A 14,134-nucleotide genomic window follows, 5' to 3' on the forward strand; every position below is an offset into this window, starting at 1 on the left:
GTCCCGCAAATGAATAGCGAGTTCTTCTACCTTTTTGCAAGACGCTTCCGCGGCGTTGCGCTGGGAAAAGCCAGAAGTCAGGAAGGATGAACCCCTTGGTCATCGACGTTACAGCCGACACCTGCCCCATGACCTTCGTCCGAACCCGGTTACAATTGGATAAACTGCCGGCCGGAGCGGTCCTCGATATTCTCTACAAAGGCGAGGAACCGCGCCGGAACCTTGCCCGCAGCCTGACCGAGCAGGGTCATGAGATTCTGGAGGCCCAGCATGGCGAGGATGGGCATGGCCGGCTGCGCGTGCGCAAGGGCGGCTGACCCCACCCCGCGCACCCGAAGATGTCACGTCAGACCGGGCTTCAGCGCCCGGTCATGATCCGCTCGACCAGTTGCTTCACCGTCGGCACGAAGCCGTTGGAATAGAAGGGGTCGGAGCTGAAGCGATAGGCGTTGTGCCCGGCGAACATCAGGTTGTTCTCCAGGCTGCCGTCATGGGCGATGTCCTGCAGCGTCTTCTGGATGCAGAAGCTGCGCGGATCGGCCTTCTTGCCCGTGCTGAAATCGGGCTCGTTCTGCGTCCAGTTGCTGAAGCGGCAATGGCTCAGGCAGCCCATGCAGGCCACCTGGTCGGCCAGGATCTCCTGCGCGTTGGGGGGTGTGACGAAGATCAGCGTGGAATCCGGCGTGCGCATCGCTTCCGTGAAGCCAGCCTGGGTCCAGGCCTCGGCGCGGGCGCGGTCACCCGGCGTCAGCCAGACCAGGCGCTTGCGGGGGCCCACGCCGAATTCCGCCGTGTGCTCGCCGACGGGCTCGGAGGTATAGGCCACCTGGCGCTCGTTGCGTGCTTCCAGGTCGCGGAGAAAATCGTTGCGCACGGCCGAGGAGTAGAAGCCGGTCGGCGAGAAGGGCTGCAGCAGAACGTCACCAGCCTGGAGCTGCGTCAGGCGCTGCTTCCAGGCATCGCTGATCGGGCTTTCCTTGGTCAGCAGCGGGCGCGTGCCGAACTGGAAGGCGATGGGGCCGAGCTCGGGGTTGTCGATCCAGTCGGACCATTCCTCCAGCCACCAGACGCCGCCGGCCATGATGATGGGTGTCTCGTCCAGGCCGAAGGCGCGCATCTGCTCGCGCAGCTTGCGCACGCGCTCATAGGGCGCCTCGGGCTTCTTCGGGTCTTCGCTGTTGGAGAGGCCATTATGGCCGCCGGCCAGCCAGGGGTCCTCATAGACCACGCCGCCCAGCCATTCGCTGACCTTGGAATAGCTGCGCTTCCACAATGCGCTGAAGGCACGGGCGGAAGAGACGATCGGGTAGTAATGGACGCCGAAATCCTTGGCGATCTCGGCCAGGCGATAGGGCATGCCGGCGCCGCAGGTGACGCCGTTCACCAGCCCCTTGGCCCCTTCCAGCACGCCGCGGATCACGCGCTCGGCGCCGCCCATCTCCCAGAGAATGTTCGCATGGATGCGGGCATTCTTGCCGCCCACATCGCGGGCTTCGCGCGCCTGGGCGATGCCGCCGGCGATGCCATAGGCCACCAGCTCCTCATGCCGGTCGCGCCGGGTCTTGCCGGAATAGACCTGCCGGATGGTGCGGCCTTCGGCGTCATAGCTGTCGGCATTCACGGCGGAAAAGGTGCCGACACCGCCGGCCGCCGCCCAGGCGCCCGCGGTCAGGCCATTGCTCACGGCCACGCCCTTGCCGCCCTCCACGAGCGGAAGGACATCCACGCCGCCCATGCGGATGCTGTTGATCGCCTTCACTGCTGCCGTCCCTGCCGTGCCGAATTCTAGAATTGTGAAGTTATGGCGAAACCGTCCGGCGCAAGAAAGCACCGGACGGTTTGCCTGTTCAAGTCACCTGGTTACCGGGGCGATTCAGTCATCCCGGCTGCGGCGGGGGCCGCGGTCGCCGCGCTCACGGCGGGGGCGCTCCTCGCCCTCACCCTCGGCGCGGGGGCGGCGCTCGCCCACCTGCTCGGTGATGTCCGCACCCGTGGCCTGGTCCACCACGCGCATGGAGAGCTTCACCTTGCCGCGGTCATCGAAGCCGATGACCTTGACCTTCACCGCGTCGCCTTCCTTCACCACGTCGGTGGTGCGGTTCACGCGCTCATTGGCCAGTTCGCTGATGTGCACCAGGCCGTCCTTGGCGCCCAGGAAGTTCACGAAGGCGCCGAATTCGGCGGTCTTCACGACCTTGCCCGTGTAGATCACGCCGATCTCCGGCTCGGCCACGATGCCCTTGATCTTGGCGATCGCGGCTTCCGTCGCCTCGGTGCTGGAGGACGCGATCTTGATGGTGCCGTCATCCTCGATGTCGATCTTGGTGCCGGTCTGCTCGACGATCTCGCGGATCACCTTGCCGCCCGTGCCGATCACGTCGCGGATCTTGTCCTTGGGCACATTGATCACGGTGATGCGCGGCGCGGTGGCCGCCATCTCGCCGCGGGCGCCGGAAATGGCCTTGGCCATCTCGCCCAGGATGTGGAAGCGGCCGTCCTTCGCCTGCTCCAGCGCCGTCTTCATGATGTCGAAGGTGATGGAGGTGATCTTGATGTCCATCTGGAGGGCGGTGATGCCCGCCTCCGTCCCGGCCACCTTGAAGTCCATGTCGCCGAGGTGATCCTCGTCGCCCAGGATGTCGGACAGCACGGCGAAGCCGCGGTCTTCCTTGATCAGGCCCATGGCGATGCCGGCCACCGGGCGCAGCAGCGGGCAGCCCGCATCCATCAGCGAGAGCGAGGTGCCGCAGACCGTCGCCATGGACGACGAGCCATTGGACTCCGTGATCTCGGAGACGACGCGCATCGTGTAGGGGAACTTCTCCTTCTCCGGCAGCACCGGATGGATCGCGCGCCAGGCGAGCTTGCCATGGCCGATCTCGCGCCGGCCGGGCGAGCCCATGCGGCCCGTCTCATTCACGCTGTACGGAGGGAAATTGTAGTGCAGCATGAAGTTCTCGCGGTACTCGCCCGCGAGCGCGTCGATGATCTGCTCATCCTGGCCGGTGCCCAGCGTGGCCACGCAGAGCGCCTGCGTCTCGCCACGCGTGAAGAGCGCCGAGCCATGGGCGCGCGGCAGCACGCCGACCTCCGCCAGGATCGGGCGGACGGTGCGCGTGTCGCGGCCGTCGATGCGCAGGCCGGTGTCGAGGATGGCGTTGCGGACCACGTCCGCTTCCAGCTCCTTCATCAGGCCCTTGGCGGCGGCGACATCGGCGCCCTCCGCTTCCAGGGCGGCGATGACGGCCTTCTTGGCCTCGCCCACGGCCTTCTGGCGCGCGAGCTTCTCGGTGATCTTGTAGGCCTCGGCCATCGGCGCGGTGCCCAGTTCAGCGATGCGGGCCTTCAGCGCGGCGGCGGCCGGGTCTTCCAGCGCGACGTCCCAGGGCTCCTTCGCGGCCACTTCGGCCAGCGCGATGATGCCCTCGATGACCGGCTGGAAGCTCTCATGGCCGAACTTCACGGCGCCCAGCATCACCTCTTCCGAAAGCTCGGAGGCCTCGGATTCCACCATCAGCACGCCCTCGGCCGTGCCGGCGACCACGAGGTCGAGCTTGGAGAGCTTGCGCTGCGCGGCGGTGGGGTTCAGCACATAGGCGCCGTCGATATAGCCGACGCGCGCGCCGCCCACCGGGCCGAAGAAGGGAATGCCCGAGAGCGTCAGCGCGGCCGAGCAGCCCACCATGGAGACGATGTCGGGATCATTCTCCAGATCATGGCTGAGGACGGTGGCGATGACCTGCACCTCGTTGCGGAAGCCCTCGGGGAAGAGCGGGCGGATCGGGCGGTCGATGAGGCGGGAGATGAGCGTCTCGGCCTCGGAGGGGCGGCCTTCGCGCTTGAAGAAGCCACCCGGGATCTTGCCGGCCGCGAAGGCCTTTTCCTGGTAGTTCACGGTCAGCGGGAAGAAATCCTGGCCTGGCTTCACGCTGCGGCTGCCCACCACGGTGCAGAGCACGATGGTGTCACCCAGGCGGGCCATCACCGCGCCATCGGCCTGGCGGGCGATCTTGCCCGTCTCGAGGGTGAGGATCTGCCCGCCCCAGGAAATATCCTTGCGGAAGTAGTTGTCGAACATGCGTCGTCCTTCTGGCCCCCCGGATGGGGGGCATGCGTCTGGCCCCGCGCGACGGCGGGGCTGGGAGTTGCGACGCGGCAGGAAGGCAGTCCAACCACCGGGGCACCCTTGGGAGGGAGGCTTCCGGCGTCTCGGGCGACATGGGGGCCGGGGATCTTCACCCCGCGGCGGTGCCATGTGGCCGGAAACGCCGCCAGACCCATCATCCGTTCAGGAGGGCTCGGAGGCTCTGACAACCCGCCGCAGGCGCAGGCGGTTTGAACCGTCCCGGGCCATGCCCCGGACGGTTCCCGGGGTTATGGACCGGAAATGGCGCCAGCGCCAGCGCGATTTGCATGCGGCGCCGGGGCAGGTTTCGCTTGGCCCTTGGTTCCGGCTGCCTAATGATGGAGCGCCCAATCGAAGGAGCGCATCCCTGGTGAGACGGTTCATCCCCTTCCTGGCCCTGTGCCTCGCCGCCCCGGCCGCCTTCGCCCAATCCTGGCCCGATCGCGCCCTGCGGCTCCTTGTTCCCTTCGCGCCGGGCGGCGTGACGGACAGCGTGGGGCGGCTCAGCGCCGATGTCCTGGCGGCGCGCCTGGGCCAGTCGGTGGTGGTGGAGAACCGGACCGGCGCCGGCGGCGCCATCGCGGTGGAAGCCGTGGCCCGCAGCCGGCCGGATGGCTACACGCTGCTGACGGCCAGTGCCTCACAGATGGTGATGCTGCCGGCGCTCACACGCGTCCCCTATGACGCGGCGCGCGATTTCGCGCCCATCTCCATCATCGGCGCCAATCCGCAGGTGCTGGCCGTCTCGGCGCGGATCGGTGTGAACACGCTGCCGGAATTCATCGCCTATCTGCGGGCCAATCCGGGGCGCGTGAATTATTCGAGCGGGGGCAATGGCTCCTCCAACCACCTGGCCATGGCGCTGCTGCTGCACCGCGCGGGGGTGAGCGCCGAGCACGTCCCCTATCGGGGGGGCGCGCCGGCGATGCAGGCGGTGCTGGCGGGCGATGTGGCGGCCTATTTCGGCAACCCCTCCGACATCATTCCCCACCAGGGCACGGGCAGCATCCGCGTGCTGGCGGTGGCGGGCGGGTCGCGCATGGCCGCCCTGCCGGGCGTGCCCACGGTGGAAGAACAGGGCTTCCCGGGCTTCCGCGCCGAGACCTGGAACGGCATCGCGGCCCCCGCCGGCACGCCGGAGGGCGCGATCGCCCGCATGGCGGAAATCCTGGGCGCCGCTTGCGGCGAGGCCGCCTTTCGCGCGGCGCTGGAGCGGATGGGCACGGTGCCGGTCTGCTCGACCCCCGCCGAGTTCCGCGCCACCATGGAGCGTGACGGCCCGCAATGGGCGGAGCTGGTACGGGTGGCGGGGCTTAAACTCGAATAGCGCTCACATCCCCAACGCGCGGCGGTAGAGGTCGAGCAGCGTCTCCTGCTCCTCCACCTCGGCCGGTTCCTGCTTGCGCAGGCGGATGATCTGGCGGACGACCTTCACGTCGAAGCCGGCCGACTTCGCCTCGGCGTAGATGTCCTTGATGTCGTCGGCGAGCGCCTTGCGCTCTTCCTCCAGGCGCTCGATGCGCTCGACGATGGAGCGCAGCCGGTCGGCCGCGATGCCGCCCGTGTCGGAATCGGCGGCCTGGCGGGCGCGGCTGGCCTTAGCGTCTTCAGTGTCGGACATGGTATCTCTCGGAAGCAGGATTTCAGGCGCGCGTGGTAGCGCCTCTACCCGTGCTTGGCCATGGCCGCCCCGAAGGCGGCCTTCTGTTCGGCCGTCGCTTCCTTCTGGTTGGCCGCCTGCCAGGCCTTGTAGTCCATGCCGTAGATGATCTCGCGCGCCGCTGGCGTCTCCAGCGTGGTGCCGGCATCGGCGGCGGCTTCCTGGTACCAGCGGCTCACGCAGTTCCGGCAGAAGCCGGCCAGGTTCATCATGTCGATGTTCTGCACGTCCGAGCGCTCGCGCAGATGCGCCACCAGCTTGCGGAAGGCGGCGGCCTCGATGCGGTCGCGCGTGGCGGCGTCGGCGTCGAGCTTCAGTTCGGCTTCGGGCTGTGGGGTCGGCATGGCGGGGCTCCTTCGTTGCGGACTAGATGCGCCTGCCGCCCGATCCCTTCAAGCCGCGCTCAGTCCGGACGGATATTGCCGTCGCGGATCACCCGCGCCCAGCGCGCGCGATCCTCGGCGATGCGGGCCTGGAAGGCCGCGGGCGTCATCGCCAGCGGGTCCGAGCCCTGGGCCGCCATGCGCTCGCGCAGCAAGGGCTTGTCCAGCAGCGCATTCACTTCGCGGTTCATGCGGGCGATGAGCACCTCCGGTGTCCCGACAGGCGCGGCCATGCCGTACCAGCCCACCGCCTCGTAACCGGGCACGCCCGACTCCGCCACGGTCGGCACATCGGGCAGGGCCGGGTGGCGCTGCGCGGTCGTGACGCCGACCGCGCGCACCCGCCCCTCGCGGATATGCGGGAGCGAGAGCGGCAGCGTGTCGCAGAGGATCTGGACGCGGCCCGCAATGGTGTCGGTCAGCGCCGGGCCGCCCCCGCGATAGGGCACGTGCTGGATGTCGAGCCCGGCCATCTGCTTCAGCATCTCGCCGAAGAGGTGCTGCGCCGTGCCATTGCCGCCCGATGCGTAGGAGAGCTGGCCAGGCCGCGCGCGGGCCAGGGCAATGAGTTCCGCCATGTTGTTGGCCGGCACCGCCGGGTTCACCACGAAGACGGACGGCACGATGGAGACCATCGCGACAGGGGCGAGGTCCCGCGCCGGGTCGAAGTTCAGGCGCACCAGTTCGGGCGTGATGGCGAAGGGGCCGGTGCTGGCCAGCAGCCATGTGTAGCCATCGGGGGTGGACCGCGCGACGAATTCGCTGCCCACCGCACCACCCACGCCGGTGCGGTTCTCCACCACCACGCTATGGCGCAGCACGCCCGTCAGCTCCTCCGCCATGAGGCGGGCGGTGAGGTCGGCGGCGCCGCCGGGCGGGAAGGGCGAGACGAGGCGGATCGGGCGGTTGGGCCAGTCCGCCACCTGCGCCCGCGCGGCGAGCAACGGGGCCGCGAGGGGCAGGGCAGCAGCGCCGAGGGCAAGGTGGCGGCGGCGGATCATGGCGGTCTCTCCCGGCTTCGCGCTGACGGCGTCGGCCCCTATCCTGAAGCGGGCCGCGACGGGCGGTCAATCAGCGAGGCGGCGCATGACCGAGAGACCCCCCATGGAAAGACCCTGGGATCACTTCCTCACCCAGCAGGACCGTGCCGTGCTGGCCAAGGGCCGCTTCGGCCGCCGCATGGGCTTCGGCCGGCGCCCCGCCGTGCTGGTGATCGATGCTCAGCGCTACATGGTCGGCGCGGAAGGGCAGGATCACCTCTACCCCTCCAGTTGCGGCGCCATCGGCCGCGCGGCCCTGGCGGCGGCGGCACAAATCGTGCGCGCGGCGCAGGCGGCAGGTGTGCCCTGCGTCTTCACCCGTTTCGCGCTCGACCCCTCGGGCAGCGACATCGGCGTCTATGGCCGCAAGCGCGACCTGCTGGAGAGCCCGAACTGGTGCCTGGAAGGCACGCCGGGGTCGGAACTGGCTGAGGGGATGGAGCCCGGGCCAAACGACCTGGTGCTGGTCAAGAAAAAGCCCAGTGCCTTCCACGGCACGCCGGTGCTGGGCCATCTGCTGGATCGCGGGGTGGACAGCGTGATCGTGCTGGGGGGTGCGACCAGCAACTGCGTGCAGGCCACGGTGTTTGACGCCTCCTCCTTCAACCTGCGCGTCTGCGTGCCTGAGGAGGCGGTGTTCGACCGCATTCCCATCAGCCATGCCATCGCGCTCTTCGACATGGACCGGCAATTCGCCGATGTGGTGCCCATGGCGGAGGTGCTGGCGTTCCTGGCGGGACTTGCCCCTGGCGGCGCCTGACTCCGCATGCGTATAATATTTATGTGCAGGTAAACCCGCCTGAACGGCGCGCGGAGCAAGGGGGACGGGGCGCGGTGGATCGTGACACCCTGACGGCCGCGCTGCTCGTCCTGTCCCTCGCTCTTCCCGCCGCGGCGCAATCCCCGCGCGAGGCCGCGGTGCTGGAGGCCCGCGCCGGCCGGCCGGACGCCGCCATCGCGACCCTGCGCGCCATGCTCGAGGCCGGCGCGACCGACCCGCTGGTGGCGGCGGACCTGCTGACCCTGCTGCAACAGCAGGGCCGCGCCGCCGAGGCGGTGGCCGTGCTGCGCCGGACCAATGCCGCAACCTTGCCGAGCTACGCCCTGCTCGCCGCCACCCGCGCCGCCCGCGATGCGCGCCGCTGGAGCGAGGCCGAGGCGCTGGCCCGCCAGGGCCTCGCGCGTTTCCCGCGGGAGGAGGTCTGGCCCATCCTGCTCGCGCTCATCCTCACCGATGCCGGCCGCGTGGCCGAGGCGGAGGCGGTGCTGGCCACGCCGCGCGCCCGCGCCGCCGATGCGCGCGAGCAGGCGAACGCCGCGGCCTATCTGCGCCAGCGGCAGGGCAGCCAGGCCGCGAGCCGCACCGCCAGCCTGCTCGCCACCACCCGCGCCCAGCGCGACGCGCGGGATTACGCCGCCGCCGAGGCCAGCGCGCGGGAGGGGCTGCGCCAATCGCCCTCCGACCCGACCTGGACGCTGCTGCTGGCGCTGATCCTCACCGATGCGGGCCGCCCGGCCGAGGCGCGGGCGCTGCTGCAATCCCCCGCCGCCCGCCGCGCCCCGGCGCTGGAGCGCCTGCTGGCCCTGGCCTATGCCGAGGAGCGCGCGGGCGAGCGCTTTACCGCCCTGCGCCACTATGCCGAGGCCACGCGGATGGCGCCGCGCAACACCGAGGCACGGGCCGGCACGGCGCGCGTGCTGCGGAGCTTGGGCGGCCCGAATGGCGCGGCTGCGATCGCCGACGCGCCGCCGCCGCTGGCCGAAGGCCGGGACCGCCTGCCGCTGGGGGCGGAGGTGGCGGCGGCCGATGTGCGCTTCGGCAACACCGTCCGCCCGGTCGAGCCGGAGCGCCGCTTCGAGGGCACGGACCGCGCGCTCGCACGGCTTGATGCGCTGCTGGCCGAGGACCCGCCGCCCGCGCTGCGACGGCAGATCCGGCTGGATCGCGTCGTGGCGCTGCGGGACCGCGTGCGCATGGCCGAAGCGCTGGCCGAGGCCGATGCGCTGGCCGCCGAGGCCCCCCTGCCCCCCTATGCGCGCGAGGCGCGGGCCGATGCGCTGCTCCATCTGCGCCGCCCGCGCGAGGCGCTGGTGGAATATCAGGCCGTCGTCGCGGCCGATCCGGGCAGCCTGACCGCGCGCAGCGGTGTCTTCTACGCGGCGGTCGAATCCGAGGATTTCCGCACCGCCTACAATGCGGTGGATGGCGCGCTGGCCGACCAGCCCGGCTGGCGCCGCTTCCTGGATGATCCGAGCCGCTATCCCAACCCGGATTTCCCCAATGCCGCGCTCTCGGCCGCGCAGGCGCGCTTCTATGGCGACCAGCTCGCCCAAGCCTGGGAGCGCATCACGCCGCTGGCCGAGGGCGCCCCGGCCGACCAGGAAACCCGCCTCGCCAATGCCGCCATCATGGGCGCGCGCGGCTGGCCCTGGAGTGCCGCGACCGAGACCGAGATCGGCCACGGCCTGGCGCCGCAGACACTGGGCGCGCGCATCGCGCTGGCGGAACTGGCCCTCACGCAGTTCCGCTTCGCCGAGGCCGAGCGCCGCATCGCCGAACTGCTGCTGATCTGGCCCGAGAACCTCGCCGTGCAGCGCCTCGCCCTCGAGGCGCGCGCGCAGCGCCGCTTCGTGCTGGAGATGGAGGTCAAGCCCGGCAACAGCGAGGGCGGCGGCAGCAACTCCAGCGGCCGCTCGCTGGAGGCGCAGGTCCGGCTCTACTCGCCACCCATCGCCGAGAACTGGCGTATCTTCGCACTGGCCGGCGTTGCGACCGCCCACCCGATCGAAGGCTATGTGCAGCGCAACCGCGTCGGCGCCGGGGCGGAGTTCCGCCTCCCGCAATTCCGCGCCACCGCCTATATCACGCAGAATTTCGGCACCTACATCGCGCCAGGCGGCGGTGTCACGGCGGATTGGCAGCCCTTCGACACCTGGCGCATCGGCGTCGCGGCCGAGCGCTTCGCCCTCTCCACGCCGCTGCGCGCGCTGCGCTACGGCATCACGGCGGATGAAGTGGCCGGGCGCGTGACGTGGCGGCGCAGCGAATCCACCTCCGTCTCCGGCGCCATCGCCTATTCGCCCTTCACCGACGGCAACCGCCGCCTCTCGGGCGGGATCGAGGCGCGGCAACGCATCCTCGACCTGCCGCATCTCGACGTGACGCTGCGCGGCGACCTCTTCGCCTCCACCAACAGCCTGACCACCGGCCCCTATTTCGCGCCGAGCCGCGACTTCACGGCGACGGCGGGCATCGCCATCGAGCATGTGACCTGGCGCTTCTATGAGAATTCCTTCGTGCAGGCGCTCACATTGGATGGCGGCAGCTACACGCAGCAGGGCTACGGCACGGGCTGGGTCGGCACCGCCGCCTATGAACATCGCTGGCGCTTCGACCCGATGACGGAGTTCCGCTACGGCGTGCAGATCGGCCGCCGCCTCTATGACGGAGACCCCTGGCGCGGCTACGCGCTGGTCTTCGCGCTGACGCAGCGGCTGTGACGATGGCGCGCGTGGTTCTCCTGCTCCTCCTGCTCATGGCGCCGGCACAGGCGCAGCGTTTCGTCGTCGTCGCCTTCCACGACGTGGCCGACACGCGAGAGCAATTGACAGCGGATGCGGTCACCAGCTCCACCCTCGTCACCTTCTTCGACTGGCTGCGGGCCGAGCGCTGGACTCCCGTCTCGCTGGACGACATCGCCGCCGCGCGCGAAGGCCGCCGCCCGTTGCCGGAACGCGCCATCCTCATCACCTTCGATGACGGCTATCGCAGCACCTATACCCGCGTCTTTCCGCTGCTGCTGGCCTATCGCTACCCGGCGGTCTTCGCGCTGGTCGGCGATTGGATGGCGGTGCCGGAGGGCGGCACGGTGATGTATGGCGACCAGCCGCGCCTGCGCAGCGACTTCATCACCTGGGCCGAGGCGCGGGAGATGCAGGCCTCGGGCCTCGTCGAATTCGCCTCGCACAGCTATGGGCTGCACAGCACGGTGCTGGGCAATCCGCAGGGCAATCTGCTGCCCGCCGCCGCTGCCTGGGCCTATGACGCCGCGACCGGCCGCTACGAGGATGACGCCGCCCTGCGCCGCCGCGTGGAGCAGGATCTCCGCCGCTCCGCCGCGCAGTTGCGGCGCGAGCTGGGCCGGGCGCCGCGCGCGCTGGTCTGGCCCTTCGGGCGCTACTCCGGCCCGGCGCTGGAGGCCGCGCAGGCGGCCGGCTTCCGCTTCACGCTGACGCTCGACCCCGAGCCCGCGGATGCCCGGCGCCCGCTCACCATCGGCCGCTTCTACCCGAGCCAGGCGCCGGATCTCGCGGCGCTGGCGAACAATCTGCGCTTCCGCGAGGAATCGCCGCCCGCGCTGCGCCTGCTCTGCCTCGACCCCGGCGTGGTCGCCGCCGCCGGCGACATGGCGGCGCAGGACGCGAAGCTGGGCGAGATGATCGAGGCGATCCGCCGGCTCGGCCCCAACCTGGTCGCGCTCGACAGCCACGCGCGCGCGGCGGATGGCGGCCTGGGGCCCGCCTGGTATCCCTCGCGCCTCACGCCCCATGGCGCCGACATCCTGGGCCGGCTCGTCTGGCAGATCCGCACGCGCGGCGGGGCGGATGCCTATGTGCGCGTGCCGCTCGACGCCGTCGCGGCGACGCTCGGCGAGGCGCGCATCCCGGACCTCGTGGCGGATGCACTGCGCCACGCCATGGCGGACGGGCTGATGCTGGAGGGCGCGGGCGGCCTCGCCGCCGCCGTGCCAGGCCCGCCGCTCGATCCCGCGGCCTGGGTGGTGCGGCAGCGCCGCGCTGCGCCCGTCACGCTGGATGCGCGCGGCGCCACGGCGCTGGCCGCCATGCGCCGCGCCGAGGCCCTGCGCCCCGGGTTGCGCCTGATGGTGACGAGCGAGGCCACGCCGCAGGCCGGCACCTGGCCCGCGCCGTTGGCCGACCTGGTTCTCCGCGCTCAGGTCCCGCTCGGCGATTCCGGCTGGGCCGCGCCCGTCGCACGTTCGCGCCTGCTGATGGATCTCGCGCCCGCCGCGCGTCCGGTGGCCGCGTTGCGCGCCGTGCAGGCCACAGGGGTCACCGGCCTCGCCTATTGCGCCGACGGCGCGGCGGCGCTGGCCGATGCCGCCCGGCGCGGGCCCGCCTTCTCCTCCGCCGCCTATCCGCTGAGGCCCTGAGCGTGCTGGAAGACGCACTCTTCGCCATCATCGCGGGCATACCGGTGCTCTGCTTCGGCTATCCCTTCGTCATGGCCTGGTACTGGATGGCCGGCGGCATCTTCTACGCGCTCTATCGCGAGGCGAAGCTGCCCCCGCCCGACCAGCCTCCGCCGCTGAAGCACTATCCGGGCATCTCCGTCATCGTGCCCTGCTACAATGAGGAGGAGAACGCGCACGAGACCTTCGCCGCCGCGGCCGCGGTGGATTACCCGGATTTCGAGATCATCGCGGTGAATGACGGCAGCCGCGACAACACCGCGGCCGAGCTCGAGCGCCTCGCCACCCTCATTCCCAATCTGCGCGTGGTGCATCTGGCGAAGAACCAGGGCAAGGCCATGGCAATGAATGCCGGCGCGCTGCTGGCGAAGCATGAGATCATCGTCTGCATCGATGGTGACGCGCTGCTCGACCCGCACGCGCTGCGCTGGATCGCCCACATGTTCCAGGCGCCCACCGTGGGCGCGCTCACCGGCAATCCGCGCATCCGCAACCGCACCAGCATCCTGGGCCGGCTGCAGGTGGGCGAGTTCTCGGCCATCATCGGCCTGATCAAGCGGGCGCAAGCGACCTATGGGCGGCTCTTCACCGTCTCGGGCGTGATCTGCGCCTTCCGCAAGCGTGCCCTGCACGAGGCCGGCTGGTGGAACACGCGCACATTGACGGACGACATCGACGTGACCTGGCGGGTGCAGATGGCCGGCTGGCGCGTGGTCTATGAGCCCAATGCCATCGTCTGGATCCTGATGCCCGAGACGCTGCGCGGCTTGTGGAAGCAGCGGCTGCGCTGGGCCGAGGGCGGCTCGCAGATGATGCTGGACTACTTCATGCCTGTGCTGCGCGGCCAGGCGCCGGGCATGATCCCGGTCTACCTGAACTATGTGCTGAGCGTGGTCTGGGCCTATGCCATGCTGCTGACGCTGCTGGTGGGCGTGCTGCGCGGCGTGGGACTGGACCCCGTGCCCTTCGTGCCGGGCTTCGGCCTCATCCCGCAATGGTTCGGCATCACGCTGACCGTCACCTACCTGCTGCAATCCGTGGTGAGCCTGACGATCGAGCGGCGCTACGAGAAGGGTCTTCTCGGCAGCCTCTTCTGGATCATCTGGTACCCGCTGGTCTTCTGGCTGCTGCAGACGCTGACCACCGCCGTGGCCCTGCCGCGCGCCGCGCTCAAGCCACGCAACGCCGCGACCACCTGGGTGAGCCCCGACCGAGGCATCCGATGAGCGGGCTGCCGCCCATCACCCCCTGGCCGCCGCTCATCACCGCGGCCGCGCAGCCGCGCTGGATGGTCTGGCGCGACTGGCTTCTTACCCTCTCCATGTGGCTGCTTCTGGCCCTGCTCTGCCGCCACGCGCTGCTGACGCTCAGCGCCGAGATCCTGCTGCTGCTCGGCCTGCGGGACGAGATCCCACCACTCGATTTCCGCGAGCATTGGCGGCGCATGCAGCCCTATTGGGTGGCCGTCGGCCTGCTCATGCTCTGGCTCATCCTCTGGGGCTCGGTCTGGGTGCTGCGGCGGCGCCTGACGCGGCCGGCGCCCATGCCCAGGCCGCTCGACACGGCGACCGAGGCGCTGCGGCACGAGGCCTCGGCCGAGGCGCTCCTCACCTGGCGCGAGCTGCCCGTGGCCATCGTGCATGTGGAGCATGGGGGCCGGATGCGGGCCGTCCCGCCCGGACCGGAACGGGATTAAACTGGACAGACCGGGT

General features: G+C 70.4%; 12 protein-coding genes. 7 read left to right on the forward strand and 5 right to left on the reverse strand.

What is annotated here, in order from left to right; all coding sequences use genetic code 11:
* Window positions 1–86 precede the first annotated feature (86 nt).
* Window positions 87–317, forward strand: a complete 231-nt coding sequence (locus KTR66_RS10095; protein ID WP_213612469.1) for a sulfurtransferase TusA family protein — start codon at window positions 87–89, stop codon at window positions 315–317.
* Window positions 318–358: 41 nt separating this feature from the next.
* Here KTR66_RS10095 and KTR66_RS10100 read toward each other — a convergent pair whose 3' ends face one another.
* Both KTR66_RS10100 and pnp read right to left on the reverse strand, forming a co-directional pair.
* Window positions 359–1,759 (reverse strand): nitronate monooxygenase, encoded by a 1,401-nt coding sequence (locus tag KTR66_RS10100; protein WP_213612470.1) that lies wholly within the window; start codon window positions 1,757–1,759, stop codon window positions 359–361.
* A gap of 114 nt (window positions 1,760–1,873) precedes the next feature.
* Entirely contained in the window at window positions 1,874–4,078 is a 2,205-nt protein-coding gene (gene pnp / locus KTR66_RS10105; protein WP_213612471.1) for a polyribonucleotide nucleotidyltransferase, read from the reverse strand.
* 418 nt (window positions 4,079–4,496) lie between these two features.
* Between pnp and KTR66_RS10110 the strand changes: the two genes are divergently transcribed.
* Window positions 4,497–5,453: a tripartite tricarboxylate transporter substrate binding protein gene (locus KTR66_RS10110; protein WP_213612472.1), complete on the forward strand. Its 957-nt coding sequence runs from the start codon at window positions 4,497–4,499 to the stop codon at window positions 5,451–5,453.
* A gap of 3 nt (window positions 5,454–5,456) precedes the next feature.
* On the opposite strand, the gene KTR66_RS10115 is transcribed toward KTR66_RS10110, so the two are convergent.
* The 3 genes from KTR66_RS10115 to KTR66_RS10125 are packed head-to-tail and all read right to left on the reverse strand — an operon-like array spanning window position 5,457 to window position 7,170.
* Window positions 5,457–5,747: a DUF2312 domain-containing protein gene (locus KTR66_RS10115; protein ID WP_213612473.1), complete on the reverse strand. Its 291-nt coding sequence runs from the start codon at window positions 5,745–5,747 to the stop codon at window positions 5,457–5,459.
* A 44-nt stretch (window positions 5,748–5,791) separates the two neighbouring features.
* The gene (locus tag KTR66_RS10120) at window positions 5,792–6,130 is read right to left on the reverse strand and encodes a DUF1244 domain-containing protein (RefSeq protein WP_213612474.1); all 339 of its coding nucleotides are present in this window, start codon (window positions 6,128–6,130) and stop codon (window positions 5,792–5,794) included.
* Between the two features lie 59 nt (window positions 6,131–6,189).
* Complete coding sequence (locus KTR66_RS10125) at window positions 6,190–7,170, reverse strand: tripartite tricarboxylate transporter substrate binding protein (protein WP_213612475.1); 981 nt, start codon at window positions 7,168–7,170, stop codon at window positions 6,190–6,192.
* A 103-nt stretch (window positions 7,171–7,273) separates the two neighbouring features.
* Between KTR66_RS10125 and KTR66_RS10130 the strand changes: the two genes are divergently transcribed.
* From KTR66_RS10130 to KTR66_RS10150, 5 genes are all read left to right on the forward strand, one after another.
* Window positions 7,274–7,969, forward strand: a complete 696-nt coding sequence (locus KTR66_RS10130) for a cysteine hydrolase family protein (protein WP_213612476.1) — start codon at window positions 7,274–7,276, stop codon at window positions 7,967–7,969.
* Between the two features lie 74 nt (window positions 7,970–8,043).
* Window positions 8,044–10,710: a poly-beta-1,6 N-acetyl-D-glucosamine export porin PgaA gene (gene pgaA / locus KTR66_RS10135; protein WP_213612477.1), complete on the forward strand. Its 2,667-nt coding sequence runs from the start codon at window positions 8,044–8,046 to the stop codon at window positions 10,708–10,710.
* A gap of 11 nt (window positions 10,711–10,721) precedes the next feature.
* Window positions 10,722–12,383, forward strand: a complete 1,662-nt coding sequence (pgaB, locus tag KTR66_RS10140) for a poly-beta-1,6-N-acetyl-D-glucosamine N-deacetylase PgaB (RefSeq protein ID WP_213612478.1) — start codon at window positions 10,722–10,724, stop codon at window positions 12,381–12,383.
* 2 nt (window positions 12,384–12,385) lie between these two features.
* Window positions 12,386–13,648 (forward strand): poly-beta-1,6-N-acetyl-D-glucosamine synthase, encoded by a 1,263-nt coding sequence (gene pgaC / locus KTR66_RS10145; protein WP_213612479.1) that lies wholly within the window; start codon window positions 12,386–12,388, stop codon window positions 13,646–13,648.
* Window positions 13,645–14,118, forward strand: a complete 474-nt coding sequence (locus KTR66_RS10150) for a hypothetical protein (protein WP_213612480.1) — start codon at window positions 13,645–13,647, stop codon at window positions 14,116–14,118. The genes pgaC and KTR66_RS10150 overlap by 4 nt, the downstream gene beginning before the upstream one ends.
* Window positions 14,119–14,134 lie beyond the last annotated feature (16 nt).

The sequence above is a fragment of the Roseococcus sp. SDR genome (genome assembly GCF_019083995.1).
In the GTDB taxonomy this organism is placed as follows: Bacteria; Pseudomonadota; Alphaproteobacteria; order Acetobacterales; family Acetobacteraceae; genus Roseococcus.

Bases quoted from the DNA above. Each gene is read 5' to 3' on its own strand.
- KTR66_RS10095 (WP_213612469.1), top strand. From the start codon at position 87: ATGAACCCCTTGGTCATCGACGTTACAGCCGACACCTGCCCCATGACC.
- pnp (WP_213612471.1), bottom strand. From the start codon at position 4,078: ATGTTCGACAACTACTTCCGCAAGGATATTTCCTGGGGCGGGCAGATC.
- KTR66_RS10115 (WP_213612473.1), bottom strand. From the start codon at position 5,747: ATGTCCGACACTGAAGACGCTAAGGCCAGCCGCGCCCGCCAGGCCGCC.
- KTR66_RS10120 (WP_213612474.1), bottom strand. From the start codon at position 6,130: ATGCCGACCCCACAGCCCGAAGCCGAACTGAAGCTCGACGCCGACGCC.
- KTR66_RS10125 (WP_213612475.1), bottom strand. From the start codon at position 7,170: ATGATCCGCCGCCGCCACCTTGCCCTCGGCGCTGCTGCCCTGCCCCTC.
- KTR66_RS10130 (WP_213612476.1), top strand. From the start codon at position 7,274: ATGGAAAGACCCTGGGATCACTTCCTCACCCAGCAGGACCGTGCCGTG.
- KTR66_RS10150 (WP_213612480.1), top strand. From the start codon at position 13,645: ATGAGCGGGCTGCCGCCCATCACCCCCTGGCCGCCGCTCATCACCGCG.